The 23,879-nt window shown below is 64.0% G+C and carries 11 protein-coding genes; 6 read left to right on the top strand and 5 right to left on the bottom strand.

What is annotated here, in order from left to right; all coding sequences use genetic code 11:
- Positions 1-299: 299 nt before the first annotated feature.
- Positions 300-764 carry a DUF2243 domain-containing protein gene (locus DOM36_RS01720; RefSeq protein WP_110640857.1) on the top strand — a complete coding sequence of 155 codons (465 nt, stop codon included), beginning with the start codon at positions 300-302 and terminating at the stop codon, positions 762-764.
- The gene (locus DOM36_RS01715) at positions 761-1,510 is read left to right on the top strand and encodes a cytochrome c oxidase assembly protein (protein WP_157958527.1); all 750 of its coding nucleotides are present in this window, start codon (positions 761-763) and stop codon (positions 1,508-1,510) included. Before DOM36_RS01720 ends, DOM36_RS01715 begins: the two co-directional genes overlap by 4 nt.
- Before the next feature lie 83 nt (positions 1,511-1,593).
- On the opposite strand, the gene DOM36_RS01710 is transcribed toward DOM36_RS01715, so the two are convergent.
- The 3 genes from DOM36_RS01710 to DOM36_RS01700 form a co-directional block, all read right to left on the bottom strand.
- Positions 1,594-4,029 (bottom strand): phosphoketolase family protein, encoded by a 2,436-nt coding sequence (locus DOM36_RS01710; RefSeq protein WP_110640853.1) that lies wholly within the window; start codon positions 4,027-4,029, stop codon positions 1,594-1,596.
- A gap of 144 nt (positions 4,030-4,173) precedes the next feature.
- On the bottom strand, positions 4,174-5,421 hold the full coding sequence (locus DOM36_RS01705) for an acetate/propionate family kinase (protein ID WP_075569164.1): 1,248 nt from the start codon (positions 5,419-5,421) through the stop codon (positions 4,174-4,176).
- Between the two features lie 212 nt (positions 5,422-5,633).
- Positions 5,634-6,458 (bottom strand): manganese catalase family protein, encoded by an 825-nt coding sequence (locus DOM36_RS01700; protein WP_110640939.1) that lies wholly within the window; start codon positions 6,456-6,458, stop codon positions 5,634-5,636.
- Positions 6,459-6,881: 423 nt separating this feature from the next.
- On the opposite strand from DOM36_RS01700, the gene ligD reads away from it, so the two are divergent.
- The 4 genes from ligD to DOM36_RS01680 all read left to right on the top strand — a co-directional run bounded on the left by ligD (position 6,882) and on the right by DOM36_RS01680 (position 13,790).
- Positions 6,882-9,551: a DNA ligase D gene (ligD, locus tag DOM36_RS01695; protein WP_110640851.1), complete on the top strand. Its 2,670-nt coding sequence runs from the start codon at positions 6,882-6,884 to the stop codon at positions 9,549-9,551.
- 45 nt (positions 9,552-9,596) lie between these two features.
- The gene (locus tag DOM36_RS01690; RefSeq protein ID WP_110640849.1) at positions 9,597-10,370 is read left to right on the top strand and encodes a Ku protein; all 774 of its coding nucleotides are present in this window, start codon (positions 9,597-9,599) and stop codon (positions 10,368-10,370) included.
- Complete coding sequence (locus DOM36_RS01685; protein WP_157958526.1) at positions 10,363-11,532, top strand: Ku protein; 1,170 nt, start codon at positions 10,363-10,365, stop codon at positions 11,530-11,532. Before DOM36_RS01690 ends, DOM36_RS01685 begins: the two co-directional genes overlap by 8 nt.
- Before the next feature lie 560 nt (positions 11,533-12,092).
- Positions 12,093-13,790: a methyl-accepting chemotaxis protein gene (locus DOM36_RS01680; protein ID WP_110640845.1), complete on the top strand. Its 1,698-nt coding sequence runs from the start codon at positions 12,093-12,095 to the stop codon at positions 13,788-13,790.
- 158 nt (positions 13,791-13,948) lie between these two features.
- Here DOM36_RS01680 and DOM36_RS01675 read toward each other — a convergent pair whose 3' ends face one another.
- Positions 13,949-14,764, bottom strand: coding sequence for a transglutaminase family protein (locus DOM36_RS01675; RefSeq protein WP_110640843.1), 816 nt, complete (start codon positions 14,762-14,764; stop codon positions 13,949-13,951).
- Positions 14,765-14,861: 97 nt separating this feature from the next.
- On the bottom strand, positions 14,862-23,699 hold the full coding sequence (locus tag DOM36_RS01670; RefSeq protein WP_110640841.1) for a glucoamylase family protein: 8,838 nt from the start codon (positions 23,697-23,699) through the stop codon (positions 14,862-14,864).
- Positions 23,700-23,879 lie beyond the last annotated feature (180 nt).

Here is a 23,879-nt window from a genome sequence, read left to right as displayed (position 1 = left end):
TGGCTTTACATAAAGAAACATATTCGTCGCGCTCGCTTAACCCACATGAACTTCATCGATGACGTTAAGGCGTACGGTGAACGTGCAGCGTCAGGAAGGCGTTATGCCAAGGATGGAAATCGCAGGACGCGATGTTCACAGGGATGCATGGCAGGATGCCATGGCGAGTTAGCAAGGAACCGCTACGATCTAACCCCGGCCCCCAGCGGTCGGGGTTTTTTGTGCGATGTCGTTGGGTTCGTTCGCTGACCTCGGGTTGCTCGCCCCGAGAGACGCGAAGCGACGCGAGGGGAATCGAGATGAACGAGATAGTAAGGCAACGCATCGGCGCGACGCTGCTGGCGGCGATTCTGCTGGGTATTGGCGTGATGGCAGCGCTCGACGAGATCGTCTTTCACCAGCTACTGGCCTGGCACCATTTCGTCGAGACCGACAACTCGGCATTGGCGCTGGCCTCGGATGGGGTGCTGCACACGCTGGAACTGGTGATGCTGGTCGTCGGTGGCGCGCTGATGCTGCGTCTTCATGAAACCGGGCAGCACGCGGGCGGCTTTCGAGGCGCGGGCTTTCTGCTGGGAATGGGCGGCTTTCAGCTGTTCGACGGCATCGTCGACCACAAGATTCTGGGGCTGCACCAGGTTCGATACGTCGACAATCTGTTGATCTACGACCTCGGCTGGAACGCGGCCGGCCTGCTGCTGCTGGCCATCGGTTACTGGCTGCTGCGCCGGGCCCGGCGGGGCGCGGCGTCGAGCCAGCGGTGAACGGATTCACGCTGGTTTTCGCCACGCTGGCCATCGCTTACGGCTGGGGTTGGTGGCGATTGAAGCGGGGTAGTCGAGAGTGGCCGCTGTGGCGTCTGGTGGTCTTCTGGCTGAGTGCATTGGCGATCATTGCGGTGATGTCGCCACCATCGATGCATTGGGCGCACAGGGATTTTCGCGGCCATATGGTGGTGCATCTCGTCGCGGGGATGATCGCGCCGCTGGGGCTGGTGATGGCGGCACCGGTGAGTCTGGCGCTGAAGAACGTGCCCGTGCATTGGGGCAGGCGCTGGGTCGGGTTTGTCTCCCTGCCTCCCATCCGCGTGCTGAGCCACCCGGTCACGGCGGCGTTGCTCAATATCGGCGGCATGATGGTGCTGTACCTGACCGATCTCTACGCGACGATGCTTCACTCGCCCGGATTCGCGCTGTGGTTGCACTGGCATTTCATTATCGCCGGCTGTCTTTTCAGCTGGGCCATCGCCGGGCCGGACCCGGCGCCGAAACGCCCCGCCCTGGAATGGCGCTTCGGCGTGCTGGTGGCATCGATGGCCGTGCATGCGATGTTGTCCAAGTGGATGTATCGTTTCCACTTTCCCGCATCGGTGCCGATCGATCAGGTCCGGCAGGGCGCGGAACTGATGTTCTACGCCGGAGAGCTGCCGGAAGCGTTGCTGGTCTATCTGTTGGCGCGCCAGTGGATGCGATCCCGCTATCGGGAAACACCGGCATCGATGGCTTCCTGACACGCGCGATGGTTTTTAACTAACACGCTCGATGGCTTTCTGACACGCTCGAAGGCTTTTTAACTAACACGCGCGATGGCTCTTCATCGCTCCCGGTCGCTCTGGTCCAGAGGAAGTTCGATCTTGCCGCCCGACCAGACCCACTGGGTAATCTCCGGGATATCGTCGAGATGCTCACGAATATAGCGGTGATGTTTCTGCAGTAACGCCTGCAGATCCTCGATGAGTTCGGCGGCGTTCTCCCACTGCTCCGGCAGATAGCGCAGGGCATCCAGCGCCAGATGCATGCGGCTCATGTGATTGAGTACCGTCATGTCGAACGGCGTGGTGGTGGTTCCCTCTTCCTGGTAGCCGCGGACGTGGAAACGTTCGGTATCGGGGCGATTGTGAATCAGTTGATGGACCACGCCACGGAAGCCGTGGAAGGCGAAGACCACCGGGCGCTCGGCCGTGAACAGCTCGACGAAATGTTCCTGGCTGATCCCGTGCGGATGGTCCAGGCGTAGCGTCATGATATCGACCACATTGACCACGCGGACTTTCAGCGCCGGCAGATAGGAGCGCAGGATATCCACCGCCGCCAGGGTTTCCTGGGTGGCGGTATCGCCGGCACATGCCATCACGATATCCGGCTCCGCTTCGCCGCTATTGCTGGCCCACTCCCAGATGCCGAGACCCACGCGACAGTGTTCGCGAGCCTCGTCCATCGTCAAATACTGCAGTTGAGGGTGCTTGTCGATCACGATCGCGTTGAGGTGATCGACGCTGCCGAAGCAGTGCCGGGCGGTCGCCAGGAGCGTATTGGCATCCGGCGGCAGGTAGATCCGTACCACCTGCGGCTGTTTGCTCAGCAAGGTGTCGATGAAGCCCGGCCCCTGGTGGCTGAAGCCGTTGTGATCGTTGCGCCAGCAGGTCGAGGTGAGCAGGTAGTTCATCGAGGGTATCGAGGCGCGCCAGGAGACCTCGCGGGCATGCTCCAGCCACTTGGCATGCTGGATCGCCATGGAATCGATGATCGAGACGAAGGCTTCGTAGCTGGCGAACAGACCGTGACGGCCGGTCAGCACGTAGCCCTCGAGCCAGCCGTTGCAGTTATGCTCGCTCAGCACCTCGAGCATGCGGCCATCCATGGACAGCTTCTCGTCGTTGTCGTCGAATGGCCCCATGAAGCAGCGATCGGTGACTTCCAGCACTGCACCGAGTCGATTGGAGTTGACCTCGTCGGGGCAGAACAGCCGGAAGTTGTGCGGATTGTCGACGTAGATATCACGCATGAACTGGCCAAGGCGTTCGGTGGAGCCGTGAAGCTCGCGACCCCGCTGCGCCTCGTCGAACTCGACGGCGTAGGTCTCGAGTGGCCGATATTGGAGCGGCTGGCGCAGCTTGCCGCCGTTGGCATGCGGGTTGGACCCCATGCGCCGTTCACCGACGGGGCAGAGGGCGAGGATGGATTCCCGCGGCGCACCCTGCCCGTCGAAGAGTTCCTCTGGCTGATAGGACTGCATCCAGCTTTCGAGCTGTTGCAGACGCTCGGGATGCGCCCTCAGGCCGCTCATTGGCACCTGATGCGCACGAAACGTGCCTTCCACGGCCACACCGTCGACGAACTTCGGCCCGGTCCAGCCCTTGGGCGTGCGCAGCACGATCATCGGCCACACCGGACGAGTTTCGATGCCTTCGTGGCGCGCCCGCCGCTGAATCTCGCGAATCTGATCGAGCACCCTGGAGAGCGCCGCCGCGAAGTCGCGGTGAACGGCATCCGGGTGGTCGCCAGCAACGAACACCGGGGCATAGCCGTGGCCGCTGAAATAGTGATCCAGCTCATGATCGCTCTTGCGCGCCAGCACCGTTGCCGAGCCGATCTTGTAGCCGTTGAGGTGCAGGATCGGCAGAACCGCGCCGTCCCGGGTCGGATTGAGATAGTTGACGCCTTTCCACGACCCTTCCAGCGGGCCGGTTTCCGCTTCGCCATCTCCCACGACCGCGGCCGCGATCAGATCGGGGTTGTCGAACACGGCACCGAAGGCGTGAGTCAACACGTAACCCAGCTCGCCGCCTTCGTGGATCGAGCCCGGCGTCGGCACGCTGACATGGCTGGGCACGCCGCCGGGCGTCGAGAACTGGCGGAACAGGCGCTGCATCCCTTGGGCGTCGCGCGTTACGTGGCTGAAGTGCTCGCTGTAACTGTTCTCCAGCCACAGATTGGCGAGCAGTGCCGGACCGCCGTGTCCGGGACCGGCCAGATAGATTACGTCGATATCGCGGCGCTGGATCTGGGCGTTGAGGTGGGCGTAGATCAGATTGAGCCCGGGGACCGTGCCCCAGTGTCCGAGCAGGCGCGGCTTGATATGTTCGAGCGTCAGCGGCGTCTCGAGCAGCGCGTTATCGGTGAGATAGATCTGGCCGACGGCGAGGTAGTTGGCTGCCCGCCACCAGTGGTCGATTCGCTTCAGAAGCTCCTCGTCCTTGTCGACCGGCAGGCGGGGCAGGGTCGTGGATTGGCTCACGGTGGGAGGCATGGAGCAGACTCCTGGGAAAGGGGTGGCGTGAATGGCTTTCGTAACAAGCCGAGGCTGGTGGCGTCTCCTGTTTCGACGCCACGAGTGTCTTGAGTGCCCTGAACGGCGCGGTACGCTCACCGCCCCCGGGTCCGCGTTCGAGCTTCAGTTCTGGTCAGAGGCAGAGTCCGGGACATGGGCGCCGTCACCGGCGTTCGACCGAGAAAGCTGCCAGGTGTGACGGGCGATCATGACCTCCTCGTCGGTGGGGATGACGTGAACGGCGACCGCACTGTCCCGGGTCGAGATGCACCCCGGCTCCGCGGAGCGGTTCGCGGCGTCCTCCAGCGCCACCGACCACAGCGGTGCCAGGCGCTCGATGATCGCTTGACGGACTGGCGCGGCGTGCTCGCCGATACCGGCGGTGAAGACAATGCCGTCGACGCCGCCCAGGCTGACAGCCATGCGCCCCATCTCCTGGGCGACGCGATAGACGAAGAAGTCCACCGCCAGCTGCGCGCGGGGGGAGTCGCTCTCCAGCAGCGTCTGCATGTCGCTGTCGAGGCCGGAAAGACCGAGCAGTCCCGAATCGTGATAGAGGAGCGACTGCAGCTGCTCGCTCGAATAACCGAGCTCATGTTCGAGATAGAGCATCAGCCCCGGATCGAGGGCGCCCGAGCGAGTGCCCATCGGCAGCCCGTCCAGCGCGGTGAAGCTCATCGTGGTATCGATGCTGCTGCCGGCTTTTAGTGCGCAGAGGCTGGCGCCGTTGCCCAGATGGGCGACGATGGTCCGACCCTCGGCCAACCGTTCATCGACCTCGTGCAGTCGCCCGGCGATGTATTCGTAGGATAGCCCATGAAAGCCGAAGCGGCGGATGCCCTGCGCGAAGAAGGCGTAGGGAAGGCCGGTCAACTGGGCCACGATCGGCATCTCGAGATGAAAGCTGGTATCGAAACAGGCGACCTGCAGCGTGTCGGGCGCGAACCGGCTGACGGCGTCGATGCCTTCCAGATGATGCGGTTGATGCAAGGGGGCCATCGGGGTCAGGGCCGCGATACCTTCGCGGGTCGCCTCGTCGATGACGACCGGCTCGGCAAAACGATCGCCACCGTGAACGATGCGATGGCCGACGGCTGCCAGGGCCAGTTCGCCGAATTGTTGCTCGAGGGCCTCATGGAGCCGGGCGAAGGCGCTGTCGTGGTCCGCAAGTTCATGATTTCCCGGTGTCTCATCGAGGAATCCGGTTCCATCGGCGAGCTCGCCGGAGAGATGCGGCGAGTCACCGATTTTCTCGACCTTCGCCTTGGCGACGAATTCAGGTGGCGCCATGTCGCCGAGGCGATAGAGCGAGAGCTTGATGCTGGAGGAACCGGCATTGAGCGCAATGATATGAGGATGCGGCGCTGCCATGAGCTCGCCCTTATTCCTTGCTGATAATCAGCAACTGGAAATCAGCCGATGCCTTAAGCTCTGTCTGAAAAATCGGCGAGCGCAGGCCTTTGTCAGACAGAGCGTAGCGTCGGTCGCGGTTGTTCAAAGCGTGGTTCATCTTGACCAACCCTTCAAATGACGAACGGGTCTCGAAATCTCGAGACCCGTCGTGATTTTCCGCCAGCGCCGGGTTACATCTGCTCTTTCTGGGCACCGGAGCCTTCACGAGCCTTGCCCAATGACGGTTCCTGGCCCTCGGGTTCCGGCTTCTGACGCGTCGAGTATTCGCCTCTTCCGTCCAGCGACGGCCCCTGATTCCAGCGACCCATCGGCGCTTTTTTGTCGGTCAGGGTGTTGAGGTAATAGTAGGAATGCTCCATCGCCTCGTGCGCTTCCGGCGTCGAATTGGGGATCGGCAGGTTCTTCTCGAATCCGCCCAGCTCCTCGATCACCGCGAGCCACTGCTGCTGATGATAGGTATCGCGCGCGATCAGGAACGACAGGAAATCTTTCATGCCCTTGTCGCTGGTCCAGTTGTACAGCCGCGAGGCCAGCACGCGGCCGCCGGACTCCGCGGCGACATTGGCCATCATGTCCGCGGCGATGTTGCCGGTGGCATAGACGTGGCTCATGTCGAACGGTACGCCATTGGCATTGACCGGCATCGCGGAGAGGCCGGAAGAGAGCAGGTGGCGTGGGTTGGCCCCGCCCAGAATCGCGTTGATGATCGGATCCTTGGCGGATTCCTCCTGATAGGAGACCGGCGCGCCCTCCAGGTTCAGGGCGACGGCATGGCCAAGCATCTCGATATGAGACAGCTCTTCGGTCGCCGTGGACATCAGCAGATCCCGGATGCGGTCGTCGCCGCGGGCGCCCATGGCCTGAAAGAAGTACTGCATGGCAACACGGATTTCGCCCTCGACACCGCCGATGGCCTGCTGCAGCAGCATGGCGAACTGCGGATCGGGCTTGTCGACCTTGACCGGGTATTGAAGTTTCGATGAATGCTGGAACATGGTGTTCTCCGATGGCAAAGCAGCGTAGGAATCCGGCGTAATCATCTTGGATTCAGGGTGGTTATCCCGAATCCTATTATCCTGAATCCAAGGGAATGATCTGGCTTGCGCGACCCGATAATCATTTGCGTCATTAAAAGGATCGCGGATGCTTCTAGAAGCTAGTTCGCTCTGAAAAATGCGCTACTGATCCAGGTTAATGGGGAACCTTTAAACGTCTTTTATTGACATCCATTAACAAGCATTAATTTCCGATCATGTTTCGAGTGGCGGCAAGCCCATGAGCCGTATTGGACATGCTAAATCCTCTCGCCTATCCCACCTGCGTTAATGACCTGGCGCGCCAGGTAGCGTTGACTAAGCTGAAGTGTCCACTGGCCGGATGATCGCTGACATTTTTCCGGCATCGTGAGGGAGCAATGGATGGCTGACCTCGAGACCTATCGTCAAAAACGTGACTTTTCGCGTTCGCCGGAGCCGCGCGGCAAGCGGGGCAGGAAGCGTTCGCAGTCGAGCTTCGTGATCCACAAGCACGATGCCAGCCAGCTGCATTATGACCTGCGGCTGGAAGAGGGCGGTGTGCTGCGCAGTTGGGCGTTGCCCAAGGGCCCCAGCCTCGAACCGGGGGAGAAGCACCTGGCGGTTCAGGTCGAGGATCATCCGCTCGACTATGGCGATTTCGAAGGCGTGATTCCCGAGGGTTACGGCGCCGGCACCGTGATGATATGGGATCGCGGCGTGTGGCGAATCACCGGCAAGCATGATGACGACCAGATCGATTTCGCGCTCGACGGCGACAAGCTCAAGGGCGCGTGGACGCTCAAGCGGATGGGTGCGCGTGGCGGTAACGGAAAGCCGCGGGGCGGCAAGCAGTGGCTGATGATCAAGCGTCACGACGATGCCGGCGCCCAGGTGCCCGACAGTCTCGACGACATCAGCGTCGTTTCGGATCGAGACATGGCGGCGATCGCCGAGGCGAAACCAGCAACGTCTTCGGCATCTTCATCGTCGAAAAAGGACGCCGCCTCGGGAACCTCTTGCGCGAAAAAAGCCTCGTCCGTCAAGGTGCGAGGCACGCGTTCGAGCGGTGGCCGCAAAGCGAAGTCGGGTCCACTTATCGAAGCCGACAAGATCGATGGCGCGCGCAAGGCGAGCTTGCCCGCCCACCCCTCGGCCCAGCTGGCGACCCTGGTCGAAAAGGCGCCGCGGGATGACGCCTGGTTTCACGAGATCAAGTTCGATGGCTACCGGATCCTGGCTCGTCTCGATCACGGCAAGGTGAGCCTGCTGACCCGTAACGGCCACGACTGGCGGGATCGCTTCCCGGAAATTGCCGAGGCGATCGAAGCGCTGCCGCTGGAAAAGGCGCTGTTCGACGGCGAGATCGTGGCGCTGCGTCGTGATGGCGTCAGCGATTTCCGGCGCCTCCAGCAAGCGCTTGGCGAAGAGAAGAGTGCCGGACTGACCTACCAGATCTTCGATCTTCGCTATCTTGAGGTGCCGGGGTTGGACGGTGTCGTTCTCGACGATGTGAAACTGCGCGATCGCAAGGCGCTATTGGCGCAGCTCTGCGAAGCCGTGAGGATCGGCAACCGTGGCATGCTGCGCTATACCGACCATATCGAGGGGCAGGGCGAGGCGTTCTACGAGCAGGCGAGTCGGCAGGGTCTGGAAGGGATCGTCTCCAAGCGCGCCGATGCGCTGTATCGCGGCCGGCGCAATCGGGACTGGCTGAAGACCAAGACCGAGCGTCAGGCCGAGTTCGTGGTCGGCGGATACACCGACCCTCAGGGGAGCCGCAGCGGCTTCGGTTCGTTGCTTATCGGCGCCTACGACGATGACGGCAAGCTGCGCTACTGCGGCCGGGTCGGGGCAGGATTCTCCCATGATCAACTGACGACATGGCAACGGGAGCTGTCCCGCTCGCCGCGCAAGACCTCGCCTTTCGTCGAGCGAGATATTCCCGATCTGGCCAACAGCCACTGGGTCACGCCAAAGCGCGTGATCGACGTCACGTTCGGCGAATGGACCCGCGATGGACGCCTGCGCCATCCGCGCTTTCGCGGCGTGCGCGAGGATCGCGATCCTGCGGACATCCGGCTGAGTCAGCAGCAAACGGCGGAGAGGCCCATGAACGATGGTTCAAGCGAGACGGGCGGCGGGAAGCGTCGATCCCCCGCGGTAGCCGATAACGGTGAGATCGAGATCGAAGGCGTTCGGCTGACGCATCCCGACCGGGTGCTGTTCGAGGACGCAGGCATCACCAAGCGCGCGCTTGCCGAATTCTACGCCGAACATGCCGAGTGGATACTACCCGGTCTCGCCGAGCGACCATTGACGCTGTTGCGGTGCCCCGGTGGCGTCGGCAAAGAGTGCTTCGTCCAGAAGCACCCCGGCGAGACCATGCCGGACGACCTTCCGAGCGTGGCCATCGCCGAGAAGTCCGGCACGCATGACTATCTCTACGCGCGCAGTGCCGCCGACCTGGTGGCGCTGGTGCAGATGGGCACCCTCGAGTTTCATCTCTGGAACAGCCGTATCGATGACCTCGAGCGCCCCGATCAGCTGGTATTCGATCTCGACCCGGCACCGGACTGCGAATGGCAGGCAGTGATCGACGTCGCCCGCGAGCTGCGTCAGGCGCTGGCCGAGCTCGAGCTCACGGCGTTCCTGCGCACCACCGGCGGCAAGGGGCTGCACCTGGTGGTCCCGCTCAAGCCTCACGCCGACTGGGAGACGGCCAAGGCCTTTGCCGAAGCCGTCTGCGAGCGGTGCGCCGAGCGGCATCCCGATCAGCTGACGCTCAACATGTCCAAGCAGGCCCGTCACGGCAAGGTGCTTCTCGATTACCTGCGCAACGGGCGCGGCGCCACGGCGGTGGCTTCCTACTCGGTTCGTGCCAGACCGGGTGCGCCGGTGGCAACGCCGATTCGCTGGGCCGATTTGGGGCCGAAGCTGAGCGCCGATCGATATACGCTGGCCAATCTGCCGCGCCGGCTTGCCTCACTCAAGCGCGATCCCTGGGCCGGGTTCGACGACGCTCGCCAGCGACTGACCAAGAAACGCTGTCGCGACGTCGGCATGGAAATCTGAATGGCCGACGGGTGGCAACCGATTGTCCGACAGGAGAGAAGAACGATGAGTGCTCGCGCGGTCTGGAAAGGGGTCATCGGGTTCGGCTCGGAGCGAGTCCCGGTCAAACTCTACACGGCGGTCAGCGACCGCAACGTGCACTTTCGTCTGCTCGATCGGCGCCGGCATCGTCCCGTTCATCAAATGATGATCGAACCGCAGAGCGGCAAGACGGTATCGAGCGACGATCGGCACAAGGCCGTCGTCGGCAAGCGGGATCGGATTCTGTTCGACGACGAGGAGCTGGACGCGCTGACGCCGGCGCCCTCGCGCGACATCGAGGTGATGCACTTTCTGCCCCCGGGAACGATCGATCACCAATGGTATCAGCGACCCTATTTTCTCGGTCCCGACGGCGATGTCGAGACGTTCGATGCCTTTGCGGCCGCGCTCGCCGGCAGCGGGCGGGAAGGTCTGGTCCACTGGGTGATGCGCCACAAGGCCTACGTCGGCGCGCTGCGCGATCACGACGGTCACCCGCTGCTGATCACCTTGCGCCATCTCGACGAAGTCGTCGACGCCGACGCTCTGGAGCCGCCCGGCGGTGAAGAACTCAGTGACAGCGAAGTGAAGATGGCGACCGATCTGATCGAGATGTATGCCGCCGACTTCGAGCCGGAACGCTATCAGGACGAGTATCGCCAGCGGCTGGAAGCCCTGGTGGAGACCAAACGCAGTGGCAAGCGGGTCAAGGTCAAGCCTCGTCGACGTCAGCAGCCTGACGACGATATCGCCTCGTCACTCAAGGCCAGCCTTGCCCGGGAGCGAAAACGTGCCTAAGTCGAACAGGACCCGGCCGAAGGCGCCCAGGCCGGAGAAGAACCGGCACCCGGATCGCGGCTTTCACGGACCACGGCCGTTCTGGTCCGGCACCATCGCCTTCGGGCTGGTCAATCTGCCGGTGGGGCTGTACGCCGCCTATCATTCGCGGGATGTCACGCTGAAAGAGGTCGATGACCAGGGCCGGCCACTCTCCCGGCGATTCTTCAGCGAAACCGGGCGCAAACCGCTCAAGTCGAACGAGCTGGCACGAGGCATCGAGGTCAGCGAGGATCACTACGCGATCGTCGAGGATCAGGAGATCGAGGATGCCACGCTCGAGCACCGGCGCGAGATCGAATTGAGTCGATTCGTCTCGCTGGACGAGCTCGATCCGCTCTACTTCCGACGCGCCTACTTCCTGGTACCGGACTCTCGTTCAGCTGGCCGCGGGGGAGCATTGAAGCCCTACCGGCTGCTCGCGGCGGCGATGGCAAGCGCCGGCCGGGCAGGCATCGCCACGCTGGTGATGCGGGGTCGGGAAGTGCTGGTGGCGATTCTTGCCGAAGACGGCATTCTGCGCGCTGAAGCGCTGCGTTTTCATGACGAGTTGCGTTCCCCCCGGAGCATCGGCCTGACGGCGCCGGGTAAACCGGATGCAAAACGCGAGCGCCAGATCCATCGGGCGATGGACCGGCTCAACGCGAAGCAGTTCGATCCCGACGAGTTGATCGATCCGCACATCGAGGCGCTCAAGAAGCGGGTGCGCCAGAAACGCCGGCGCCATCAGGATATCGCGCCGATCGAACCCGCCCGATCCGGCACCGAGGGTGACAGCAGCGAAAACGAGGAAGGCGCCGAGGTCATCGACCTGATGCAGGTGCTCAAGCGCAGCCTCAAGCGGGGTCGGATCGAACCGACGGGGAAGAAGGCCGACGAGGGGAAAGACGGTAAAGCCGCTGCCACTCCTGCCGGAGCTCAAACGTCCGGGCTCGGAACGACCGTCAAGTCCAAAACGACCGCCAGGTCCGGGAAGGGGACGAAGTGCTCCAAGGCCGACCCATCCGATCTTTCCCGGCTTTCCCGCGAGACGCTTTATGAGATGGCGCAGCAGCGCAGGATTCGCGGGCGCAGCGACATGAACAGGATGCAGCTGATCGAAGCGCTACGGCGCGGTGACTGAACCAATCGAGAAAGTCGCGCGCGCTCGGTGAACTCGGGCAAACGGCGCCGATGCCAACGCCGGTTGGCAGTCGCCCGCTACCCTCTACCTGGCTTTCTTGCCTTCCTTCTTCCCCGCCTTCTTTTCCGCTTGCGCCTTGTCATCTCCGCCAGCCCGTTCGTCCTGTCCGGCCGCCGTGAATGAGGTGTACTTTTTCACCAAAAGTTGTACAAGAAATAATGTTGTGACAGAAATGTAATGAAAAATTCATGCAGGCCTCACTCCGGGAACTGCCATTTTCGAAGATGTGTCTACGAAGAACTAACAATTTGAATTCACTCAATTTGCTGATAGCAAAGAAATTTTAGGTATATCGCGCAGCGGTGGGTGCCGCTGGTTCACGTCGTCGGGAAGGGTGGGGAAAGGCTCCAGAACCTTAAATAAAATTAAGTTTATCTATACATCGGCCGATAGAGCGTCTCGCGGCATGAAGTGAATTCCCCCTGAGAGAATTTTCGCCTGCCGAGACCAGTTCCACTCGCCCTGAGGCTCAAGCCAAGGGCACCTATCGGGGCTTTGCCATGCTGCTACTCAATCGAAGCGTGAAATTCCGCCTGGCTGCGAGCCTGGGCGCCTGTATCGCCATGCTGTTCATCGTCGGGGTCGTCGGGCTGTACTGTCTGAGTCATATCAACGATGCGCTCGAGCGGACCTATGAAGGGAACGTGCTGACCCTGAAGGATCTCAGTCGCGTCGACCGGGCTCTGCTCAGCAATCGGGTCAAGATCACCGCCGAACAGCGTGACCGAAATCCGGCGTCCGCACGGACGACACAGCAGGAGATCGCCGACAACGATGCGATCATCGATGCCGCCTGGAGCGACTACTATCCGCAACGCATCGGCGGCCCGCGGGAGCGCGAGATGGCGGATGCCTTCATCACGGCGCTGGCCGGCTTGCGGGTCACCATTGCCGAGCTCAACACGGCGATGATCGGCAATGATTTCGAACGAGCTCGGGTCATCGCGACAACCACGTTGCGCGACCAGTATCCCGAGGCGCTCGACGCCATTCGAACGCTGATCGAGCGCAACAGCGCGCAGGCCGCCGAGGCGTTCGAAGGCGCAGCCACCGAATACCGATGGGCGCGCACACTCGTCATCGCCATCATGATCGGTTCACTGATCCTGGGCATAGGGGTGGCGCTGTGGCTGATCCGCGGGATCATGACGCCGCTGGGCAAGGCGCAGGTACTTGCCAATGCCATGGCGGAAGGGAAGCTCGACAACACGATCGATATCACCTGCAAGGACGAGTTCGGCGTGATGCTACGCTCGCTCAAGGCCATGGAGAGCCAGTTCTCCCGGGTCGTCATGAGCGTGCGGGATAACGCCGAATCGGTCAGCACGGCGGCGGATGAGATTGCCCAGGGGACCGACGATCTCAGCCGGCGCACCCAGGCGCAGGCGGCCAGTCTGGAGCAGACGGCAGCATCGATGGATGAGATCACTTCCACCGTGCGCCAGAACGCGGAAAACGCCGCCGAAGCCGACAAGCTCGTCCATGACGTCAGTCAGCGCGCCAACGCGGGAGGCGAGGTTGCCGGGCAGGCGGTCAAGGCGATGGAAGGCATCAACGCGTCGAGCCGCAAGATTGCCGGCATCGTCGGCTTGATCGATCAGATCGCCTTCCAGACCAACCTGCTGGCGCTGAACGCCTCGGTGGAAGCGGCCCGCGCCGGCGAGCAGGGTCGCGGATTTGCCGTGGTGGCCAATGAAGTGCGCAATCTCGCCGGGCGAAGCGCCGATGCCGCCAAGGAGATCAAGAAACTGGTGGAGGAGAGCATCGGTCAGGTGGATACCGGTACCGTGCTGGTCAATCGTGCAGGCCACGCGCTGGAAGAGATCGTCGACGGTGTCGCCCGCGTGACCACGCTGGTGGGGGAAATCGCGGTCGCCAGCCGCGAGCAGTCCCAGGGAATCGACCAGGTCAACACCGCGGTGTCGCAGATGGACGGGGTGACCCAGCAGAATGCGAGCCTGGTGGAAGAGTCCAGCGCCGCCGGTCGGTCGCTGCAGGGCCAGGCTGCCAACCTGCTGAAAGAGGTCTCGTTCTTCCAGGGGGCTGCGCGCGGCACGACGCAGGCGTTGCCGTCAGGCTCGGCCACGGCGTCATCGAATGCCTCGGCCATGACGCCGGTGCGGCCTCAGACGCTGGCGCGCCCGCGGACCAGTACCGCACCGCAGAAAGCCGAAACCGGAGAGTGGACCTCTTTCTGAAATCCACATTCTGAGCGCGATATCCTTGCCAAGCGCCCCCGGTCGGGGCGCTTTGGGGTTCGCGGATCGTTCGTTCAGCCCATCGGCGTCATCGCTTCATTCCCGTTCCCGCCTCCCTGTCCGCTCACGCCTCTCCGTTCGTTTGTATCCCTCTCCATTCACGCCTTGGGCGCCAGCTCATAGATCCATACGCTGAAGCCGCTCAGCGTGTTGGGGCCGAAGGTATGAGTCAGCGGAACATCGGTGGCATCGCGGCCCTGGGCGATCAGCACGCGGCCGATGCAGGGCGCGTTGTTGCGGGGATCGAAGGTCCACCAGCGCCCGCCGAGGTAGACCTCCATCCAGGCCGCGAAATCCATGTCGGCATAGGGCGGCGGCTTGCCGATGTCGCTGATGTAGCCGGTGCAGTAGCGCGCAGGCAGATTCATGCAGCGGCAGAGCGTGATCGCCAGATGGGTATAGTCGCGGCACACGCCTACCCCTTCGTGATAGGCCTCGGCAGCCGTGCGTGTCGGTCGCGAGTGCTCGTAGCCGAAGGTGATGTGCTGATTGACGAAATCGCAGATGGCCTGAACGCGGGCCCAGCCGGGCGGCGTGCCCTGAAACCGCTTCCAGGCGATCTCGCTGAGCAGGTCGGTCTCGCAGTAACGGCTGCCCAGCAGGTACTGCAGCACCTCCGAGGGAAGCTCTTCCACCGGATGCTGGCGGGCATCGAGACCGATGGGATCGTAGCCGCCGTCGTCATGCAGGATCGCATTGGTACCGAGCGTGAAAGTGCCGGCCGGCGCGACCATGCGGTTGCACCAGTTGCCGAAGCTGTCGCGGTAGCTCGACAGGTTGACCCTCGGCGAGGTGATCAGATGATCCGGGCCTTCCAGGCTGGAGAAGCGGGAATGGTGCACGTTGAGCATGGCGATCATCGGTGTGGGCGCGGCGAACTGATAGATCATTTCGCAACCGAGTTGAATTCTCATGAGCGGAATCTCCAAAGCGTTACGGATGACGGAGAGGGCAAGGGCGCGAGAGACATGCCGAGGACGTGTCTCTCGCGGTATCGAGATCGACCCGTCGTCATGGGCAGTCGCCGACGGGATCAGGCTGTGGCGTTCGTGGTGACGAGGTGCGAGACGCAGGATCGGGCGATGCCGGATCGGATGACATCGGATCGGATCCGCGCTCGGCAAGACGAAGGATCAACCGATGGGGTTTGCCATCCAGCGTCAGCCGCGCCTCGGTGGCGCTGTCGGCCAGCGGTTCGTCATCCAGCGTGGCACCGGCGGGGTGGCCCGCCGTGGGCCGTTCGACTTGGATCATGCAGGCGCTCCCCTCGAGATTGACGGTGGCGGAGAATCCCGGCCAGGCATCGGGGATGCAGGGCGATACGATCAACTGAAGTCCTTCCCGGCGAATGCCGAGAATACCGCCCGCACCGGCCTGATACATCCAGCCGGCGGAGCCGGTGTACCAGGTCCAGCCGCCGCGTCCGACGTGAGGCGCCTCGGAATAGACGTCGGCGGCGATCACGTAGGGCTCGACGCGATAACGCGCCACCGCTTCCGGCGTCAGCGCATGGTTGATCGGATTGAGCAGCGAAAACAGGCGATTGGCCCGCTCGGCCTGGCCCAGTTTGACGAAGGCGAGGATCGACCACATCGCGGCGTGGGTGTACTGCCCGCCGTTCTCTCGCAGCCCCGGCGGATATCCCTTGATGTAACCGGGCTCCAGCGCGGTGTCGTCGAACGCCGGCGTAAACAGCAGCGCCAGTCGTTGCTCCGGGTGAATCAGATGGCGTTCCACCGAGGCCATGGCCTGGGCGGCGCGCTCGGGATCGGCGCCTTCCGAGAGCACGGCCCAGGATTGGGCGATGGCGTCGATGCGGCAGGCGTCGTTGTCGCGGGTTCCCAACCACTGGCCGTCGTCGAAGGTGGCGCGACGATACCACTCGCCATCCCAGGCCTCGCTTTCCAATGCCTGGCGCAGCGTCTCGGCGCGTTCCCGCCAGCGGCCGGCGCAGGCCCGATCTTGCGGTGCGTCGCGGGCCTCGGCCAGCGGCGCGAACAGCGCAAGCGTGCGCAGCAGCAGCCAGCCCAGCCACACGCTCTCGCCGCGACCGGCCTCGCCGATACGATTGAAGCCGTCGTTCCAGTCACCGGTGCCGATCAATGGCAGACCGTGCTCGCCGAACTGCTCGAGGGCCTGATTCAGGGCGCGGGCACAGTGCTCGAACAGCGACGCCGCCTCGTCGGCCACCAGCGGCTGCGCGAAGTCGTCGTGAGCCTCGGGGGCGAGCGGGGCGCCCTCCAGGAAGCCGACGCGTTCGTCCAGCACGGCGGTATCGTCCGTCGCCCGAATGTAAGTCGCGGCGGCAAACGCGAGCCACACCCGGTCATCGGAGATCCGGGTACGAACGCCCTGGCCGGAATGCGGCAGCCACCAGTGCTGGACATCGCCTTCGACGAACTGGCGGCCGGCGGCACGTAGCAGATGGTGGCGGGCCAGCGCCGGCATGGCGAAGGTGAGCGCCATGCCATCCTGCAGCTGATCGCGAAAACCGTAGGCGCCGCTGGCCTGATAGAACGCCGAGCGGGCCACGACCCGACAGGCCAACGTCTGGTACATCAACCAGCCATTGAGCATCAGGTCCATGGCCGGGTCCGGCGTATTGACCTGCAGCGAACTCTGCAGCGTTTGCCAGTAAGCCTCGATCTCGCCCAGCTTGGCATCGAGATCGGTGCCTCGGTAGCGCTCGATCAGCTCCCGCGCGGCTTCGTCGCTGCCGGTCTGCCCCATGAACGTGACGATCTCGACCGCTTCACCGGGGGCGAGGGTCAACGTGCGCTGCTGCACCGTGCAGGGGTCGTACCCGGCGCCGACGCTGGCCGACAGCGGGCGCTGCTCGGTCAATGCGTCGGGCGCTGCCAGCGAACCCTCACCCAGGAACTCGCGGCGATCGGCGGTCCAGCCACTCTGGTGCCCATCCAGGTCGACGAATCCGACCCTCCCGGGGAACGCCTGATTCCAGGGGTTGCGCATCAACAGGGCGCCGGTGGCCGTATCGTGTTCCGATACCAGGAAGGGCGCGGTTGTGGCCCGCGAGGTCCCCATGACCCAGGCGGTATAAGCGGTCACGACCAGTCGCCGCGGCCTGGCGGTACGGTTTTCCAGCGTCAGCCGCGAGATCTTGATCGGATCGTTCAGCGGGACATACTGCAACAACGCCATGGAGAGCTCGGCGGTATCGTGCTCGAAGCGGGTATAGCCGAAACCGTGGCGAGCGACATGACGAATCGGATGATCGGTTGCGCGACGATGGGAACCCGTGCGACCGGGGCTGGCGGTGACGGTGGTCAGCTCGCCGCTGTCGGCATCCTGCACATAGATCACTTCGCCGGGCAGATCGCTGACCGGATCGTTGGACCATGGCGTCAACTGGTTCTCGCGGCTGTTGTCGGCCCAGGTGTAGCCACCGCCCTCCGCCGAGACCTGAAACCCGAATCCGGCGTTGGCGATCACGTTGATCCACGGCTGTGGCGTGGTAGCGCCATCGTCCAGCACGCAGACATACTCGCGGCCGCCACGGTCGAAACCGCCAGTGCCATTGAAGAACATCAGGTCCCCCAGTGGCGGGCGCGAAGAGGGAGCCACCGCCGGGCGGTGGTGAGGCGCCTGCGTATCGGTCTTGCCATTGTGGCTGACGCGATCCTGTGGGGTGGACCCCGATCGAGTCCCGGGACCGACACTGGCATCGTGGCGGATTGTCGGTGCCGCCAGCAGCGCATCGAGCTGGGCGGGAAGCGCTCCCTTGCGGGCCGTCAACACGACCCGGGCCACGGCCAGCAGCAGCTCGTGGCTGGCCAGGCTCAACTGGTTGGCGCGCAAGGTATAGACCGAGCCCAGCGCCAGATGGCCATCGACGTGCGTCGGCGGGCGGTTGGAGCGAACGGCCGTTTCGATCGCATCCTGCAGCTCCTGCAGATAGGAGTGGGCGCGGTCGTTGATGATCACCAGATCGACCCCCAGCCCTTTGGCGCGCCAGTATTCGTGGGCGCGCAGCAGCGTCTTGAGCCACGCGATCTCCTCGAGATCGCCGAGGCGCAGCAGCACGATCGGCAGATCCCCGGAAATGCCCATCGGCCACAGGTTGGACTGTACCGACAGCCCGCGCTTCAGGGCCTGGGAAGATGGGCGGAAGCGGGCATCGCTGTACAGGATCGGCGCTGCCAGACGCTGAAAATCGGCGGCCTCTTCCAGATCGATGTCGAGATGACGCAGCTGCACCTGGGCCTGAGTCCAGGCCAGGGTGCGGGCGCGTTCGAAGGCGCTGATGTCGTGGTGCTTGTCGATCAGGGCCAGCAGCGTGTCGCGGCTCTCGGCGACCACGGTCCAGAAATCGATATGGCCGACGTGTCCCGGTGCGATACGAAGGGTGTAGCGCAGCGAGAATATCGGATCCAGCACCACGCCAGTGGTATTCGACAGCGGCTGGTGATCGAGCGCCCTGGCATTGCCGAGTTGACGCCCCCGGCCCAGAAAGCGGGCCCGATCCGTCTCGTACTGCGGCTCACCCTCGCATTCGCCCTTGGTCACCGCGAAATGTGCCGCCCAGATCGGCGTTTCCTGGGCAGCGCGTCGACGCCGCGTCGCAGTCAGTGCGGTGTATTCGGGAACGAAATCCGTCTCGACGAACAGTTTGGCGAATGCCGGGTGGGCGTCATCGGTGGGCGGCTGGGTGAGCACCATCTCGGCGTAGGAGGTCACGTCGATCGTGACCTCATGGCGACCGCCGTTGGTCACCGAGAGACGGCGCACTTCGCCGTCGTCCTCGCCGGAGACCAGCACCTCGAGCATGGTGGTGAGATCGCCGTCGCGCCGGGTGAAGCGTGCATGGTCCTCGGCGAATACCACCTCCCGGTGATCGGCCGGGCCCTTGATCGGATGCGCGCCGGCGGACCAGCGGGCATCGCTGTCGTGATCGCGCAGCAGGATGAAGCTTCCCCATTCATCGCAGGTGGCGTCTTCCCGCCAGCGCGTGATTGCCTGCTGCTGCCAGCGGCTGTAACCGGCACCGGCGGCGGTCAGCATCACGCTGTAGCGGCCGTTGGAAAGCAGATGCGTGACCGGCGGCGTGGCCGGTTCCCCTTCGAGTCGTCGCACCGCCGCTGCCGGCGCGATGGTGCTCGAAGGCGCGGCATGGTCGGCATCGTTGGGCGAGGGCAGCGTAGCCACTTCCCGCGGCAGGCGTTCCTGCAGCAGGAGCTCGCTGGCCTGGATCATCGGTTCACTGTGGAAGTGGCTGCGCAGGCGTCCTTCCAGCAGGGCATTGGCGATGGCCGCGATCGTCATCCCCTGATGGTGCGCCATGACGTTGCGCACGATGACGAAGGTCTGATCGACGGGGAGGCGCGTGGGGGTGAAATCGATCGCCTCGAAGAAGCCGAAGTGGCTTTCGGCCTCCATCGCTCTGAGGCGAGCGAAGTTCTCCAGCGCCGCCTGGGGCGCGACCATCGTGGCCAGCGCGGTGGCGTAGGGCGCGATGACGAGATTGTCGCCCAGGCCACGCTTGAGGCCCAGTTCCGGCACGCCGAAGTTGGAATACTGATAGGTGAAGTCGATATCCCGAGCGTTGTAGGCGGATTCCGAAATCCCCCAGGGAATGTCCTGGCGCTTGGCGTAGTGGCGCTGGCTGGCCACGACCAGACGGTTGGTCTGTTCGAGCAGGCTGCCGAGCGGGGCCCGCATGATCAGGGAAGGCATCAGATATTCGAACATCGAGCCCGACCAGGAGATCAGCGCGACGCCGTCTTTCAACGGTGTCACCGCCCGGCCCAGCCGGAACCAGTGGCGGGTGGGCAGATCACCCTTGGCGATCGCCAGCAGACTCGCCAGGCGCGCCTCGGAGGCGAGCAGGTCATAGCAGCCTTCGTCGACGCGATCCTCCCGCGGGGCGTAGCCGATCGACATCAGCTTGCGCTCCGGCACCAGCAGGAAGTGGAAATCCATCTCCAGCGCCAGCCGGCGCGCTTCGCCGGCCAGGGCGCCGAGCCGCTGGGTCAGGGTGTCCTGGTGAGCGTCGGGAGCGCGCGTCGCCGTGTGGATTTCCGACACACTGGTGTCCGACCGGCGAGAACCGCCGTTGTGGCGCTCCGGTGACAGCGGGGCGGTATCCTCGGCGTCGCGGCGATGCTCGTCGAGACACTGCTGAAGTATCAGCAGCCAGCGCTGCGGCGAGACTTCCCCGGTCGCGGCATCGACATCCAGCGTACCGACATTCGCCGTGGCGGGGGTCGGCGTCGCGAGCAGGCGCTGGCAGGCGTCGATCGACTGACGCAGGAAATCGCAATATTCGATGCCGTAGGCGGTCGCTTCGAGGTGAGTCGAAAGCGTGTCCAGTTCGCCCAGCAGTGCCTTTCGCGTCTCCTCGCTCACCCATTCGGTGGCGGCGATATCCTCGCGACACAGCAATAGCGTATCGCTGAGCCCCTCGCGGGGATCGAGAACGTGAGGGTGAGTGGCCCAGGCGTCGCAGGCGCTGGCCAGGGTAATCAGGTGTCCGGCCAGGTTGCCGCTGTCGACCGTGGAAACGTAGAGCGGCTCCAGCGGGGCGAGAGTCCGGGTGTCGTACCAGTTGTAGAAATGGCCCTTGCAGCGCTCCATCTCGCGCAGGGTGGCCAGTGTCTCTTCCAGACGTTCGACCGCTCGATGGGTGCCGATCCAGGCGAAATCCCGTGCCGCAATGCACGCCAGCAGATACAGGCCGATATTGGTGGGCGAGGTGCGCTGGGCGATGACCGGTTTGGGATCCAGCTGGAAATTGTCCGGTGGCAGCGCGTGGGAGTCCGGGGTGACGAAGGTATCGAAAAACTGCCAGGTGCGCCGGGCGATGCGCCGCAGCGCCTGAGCCTGCGGTGGCGACAGACGCAGGTTGTCGGTGGTGTCGGCGGGTGCGCGACTGGTCCAGAGCGCGATCAACGGCGCCAACAGCCAGAGCAGCAGCAGTGGCAGCGCGAGCGGCCAGGCCGGCGGTTCGACGACCGCCAGAACCAGCGCCAGCGACAGGCTCAGCAGGGTGCCGCCGGCCATCTCGCGTCCGAACCCCGCGACGCCCAGACGTTCGCCTCCGGCCAACTGGGAGGCCGTGGTCCACTCCAGCAGATGACGGTGGGAGACATAGACGCGATAGAGCGTGCGCACGATGGCATCGCTCATCTGCCAGGCCTGATCCGCCAGCAGTGTCAGGCTCAGCAGGCAGCGTCCCGTCTCGGTGCGCAGGTCCCGCCCAATCGTTCGCCAGTGGTGACGCCAGTTGCCATCACGACGATGCGGTTTCAGCGCAAAAAACACCGGGATCAGCGCGGGAATCAGCATGCATGCCAGGGTCAGGGCCATGGCGGTCAGCGCCGCCGGTATCGGCAGCCACGCGCTGAACATGAGCGCAGCGAACAGGGTCGGCGCCAGCAGCGAGCGGCGCAGGTTGTCGGCGATTTTCCAGCAGCCGACCGCGGTCAGCGCCTGGCGATCGGCGCGCTGGCCCCAGAACCAGGGCAGCAACTGCCAGTCCCCGCGCGTCCAGCGGTGCTGGCGTCGGGCCGCGACGTCGTAGCGTTCCGGATAGGCCTCGACGACTTCGACATCGGAAGCCAGCCCGGCGCGGGCGAAGATGCCCTCAAGCAGGTCGTGACTGAGCAGGCTGTTTTCGGGAATTCGACCGGTCAGCGAGTGCTCGTAGGCGTCCACGGCATAAATGCCCTTGCCCGCGAACGACCCCTCGCCGAACAGATCCTGATAGAGATCGGAAACCGCGGCGGTGTAGACATCCATGCCGCCGGGCGCCGAGAACAGCCGCTGGTAGCGCGAACCCTGGCGACCGATAGGCAACGAAGGCGTCACGCGAGGTTGAAGAATGGCATGGCCGCGCACCACCCGGTCGTTGCCACCGAATACCGGCTGGTTGAGCGGATGCGCCATCTTGCCGACCAGTCGGGCGATCGTGTCGCGCGGCAGCCGCGTGTCGCTGTCCAGCGTGACCACATAGCGAACGTCGGACGGCACCCAGGGCGTATGGCCATCGACGGCCACGAACGAGGTGTCGTCGGCACCGCGCAGCAGGCGATTGAGCTCGGTCAGCTTGCCCCGCTTGCGTTCCCACCCCATCCAGCAGCCTTCGCTGGCGTTGAAGATGCGATGGCGATAGAGCAGCAGAAAGCGCGGCCCGGCAGGGCCGGAGCCATGGCGCAGGTTGAGGCGCGCCATGGCATCGATGGCGATGGCCAGCAGGATGTCGTCACTGGGTATCTCGGCGGTATCGGCGTCACGGCCATCCAGCAGCAGGGCGAATGTCAGATCGCCGCCGCTGCCGGAGAGGTAGTGTACTTCCAGGCGCTCGATCAGTTCGCGCAGGGCGGCCGCCTCGGTCAGCATGGCGGGGACCGCGACCAGCGTTCTCAGCCCGGTGGGGACGCCGTCCTCCAGCGCCAGCCCGGGCAGCGCTTCGCCGCCGACGCCCATGCCCATTGCGCGATTGACCAGTGCCGTCGCGACCTCGTACGCCGGCAGAAAGATCAGCAACAGCCAGGGCAGTTGCCACAACCACGCCAGGCCGGTGGCGCTCAACGCCCAGATCGCCAGTCCCAGCAGCGCTATCGTGATCAGGCTCGTGGCACAGGCATAGCCGGCCAGCCCCGCCGCCAGCACGGTACGCCGGACGCGAAGCCCCAATGGCGGGTGGAAACCGAGCGTTCGCTCCAGCTCACGGCGACCGTCGGCGACCAGGTAATACCCTGGATCGGAGCGTCGCTGCACTTCGGCTGGCGGGCAATCCGTCGGCGGCGCTTTCCGCGCGGCTTCGAGGGCCGCTTCGGTGACCGATAGTTCATCGCGTTGCGAACCGCGAGCCAGTTGTTCGATGGCGTTGCGGTAACGATCCCGGGTGACGAAATCCATCTCGGCGAAACGGCTACCTGCGCGCAGTCGCTGATCGACCAGACTGACCTGCTCGACCTGGGTCGCCCAGTCGAAGTCGGCGATCAGGCGCAAGCTGGTGATGGTGTTGCGAACGCTGACGTTGGAGGCGCCCTGACGTTGGTGGGCGTTCTGCACCACGGCGGTGGTCGTGGTGTCGAGGCGAATGAACTCCTGTTCCAGCCAGGCCAGCGCCGGCGTCTTGCCGGGATCCTGATCGCGCAACCGCTTGGCCAGCTGGGCCAGGAACTGGGAGGCAAAAGGATCGGCGATATCGAGATTGGCATAGGCCTGCAGCGGTTCGCTGCCGGCGCCCGGGCGAAGCAGGTGTTCGCACAGCGCGTCGGCCTCGGCACGGGCTTCCAGGCCACGCACGATCTGGGCGGAAAGACGGCGCAGATTTTCTACCAGCACCAGCCGCAGACTGATCGCCACCGCCCACAGCTCGCCGATGGTCAGCGGTTCGACACGCTGATAGGCATTGATGAAACGGCTCAACGTCAATGGATCGAAGTGGCTGTCGGTATGAGCGACGTAGCCCCAGGTCAGACCGAAAACGCGGGGATAGCCGGCAAAGGGGCCATCGGCGAGTTTCGGCAGCTGGCGGTAATAACCGGGGGGGAGATCCTCGACGATATCGCTGACGTGCTTTTCGACATGATGATAGTGATCGAGCAGCCACTCCGCCGCCGGCACGATGCTACGGCGGTGGCTCACTTCATTGGTGATGGCCCGATAGGCGACTTCCAGCGCTACGGTGTTGTCTCGCAGTCGGCGGTACAAGGGCAATACATCGGGTGGATCCGAGGTGATGGGCTGTGCCACTGCGAGGCTCTGGGCGTGTTGCTCGAGCCGTTCGGGGCCAAACAGCTCTTCGCGCACCGGCGCCTTGGCGTCCCATGGAGACGAGAGTTCGGTGATGGCACTACCCTGTCGCCACCAGGCGTTCATTGTCCACCTCCGCAGGAAGGGGGGCGGGATCGAACGAGGGATAACCTGTCGCGTGGATGCATTGGTGATCTCCTGCCTTCGACCGAGCGGGATCAGGGCTCGCGTCGAGACGATAACTCCATGCCATGGTGCAAAACGAATCACGCCCGCTGGCGTTAGGCGGTGTCACTCGAAGGTTCG

It is taken from the genome of Salinicola sp. CPA57 (assembly GCF_003206035.1).
GTDB lineage: Bacteria > Pseudomonadota > Gammaproteobacteria > Pseudomonadales > Halomonadaceae > Salinicola > Salinicola socius.
Note: the sequence above shows the minus strand (reverse complement) of the source record. Positions and strands in the feature narration are given on the sequence as shown.

Coding starts and splice junctions, on each gene's coding strand:
- DOM36_RS01705 (WP_075569164.1), bottom strand. CDS start 5,421: ATGGCAGCGCCGCATCCTCATATCATTGCGCTCAATGCCGGTTCCTCC.
- DOM36_RS01675 (WP_110640843.1), bottom strand. CDS start 14,764: ATGAGAATTCAACTCGGTTGCGAAATGATCTATCAGTTCGCCGCGCCC.
- DOM36_RS01680 (WP_110640845.1), top strand. CDS start 12,093: ATGCTGCTACTCAATCGAAGCGTGAAATTCCGCCTGGCTGCGAGCCTG.
- DOM36_RS01720 (WP_110640857.1), top strand. CDS start 300: ATGAACGAGATAGTAAGGCAACGCATCGGCGCGACGCTGCTGGCGGCG.
- DOM36_RS01670 (WP_110640841.1), bottom strand. CDS start 23,699: ATGAACGCCTGGTGGCGACAGGGTAGTGCCATCACCGAACTCTCGTCT.
- DOM36_RS01710 (WP_110640853.1), bottom strand. CDS start 4,029: ATGCCTCCCACCGTGAGCCAATCCACGACCCTGCCCCGCCTGCCGGTC.
- DOM36_RS01690 (WP_110640849.1), top strand. CDS start 9,597: ATGAGTGCTCGCGCGGTCTGGAAAGGGGTCATCGGGTTCGGCTCGGAG.
- ligD (WP_110640851.1), top strand. CDS start 6,882: ATGGCTGACCTCGAGACCTATCGTCAAAAACGTGACTTTTCGCGTTCG.
- DOM36_RS01700 (WP_110640939.1), bottom strand. CDS start 6,458: ATGTTCCAGCATTCATCGAAACTTCAATACCCGGTCAAGGTCGACAAG.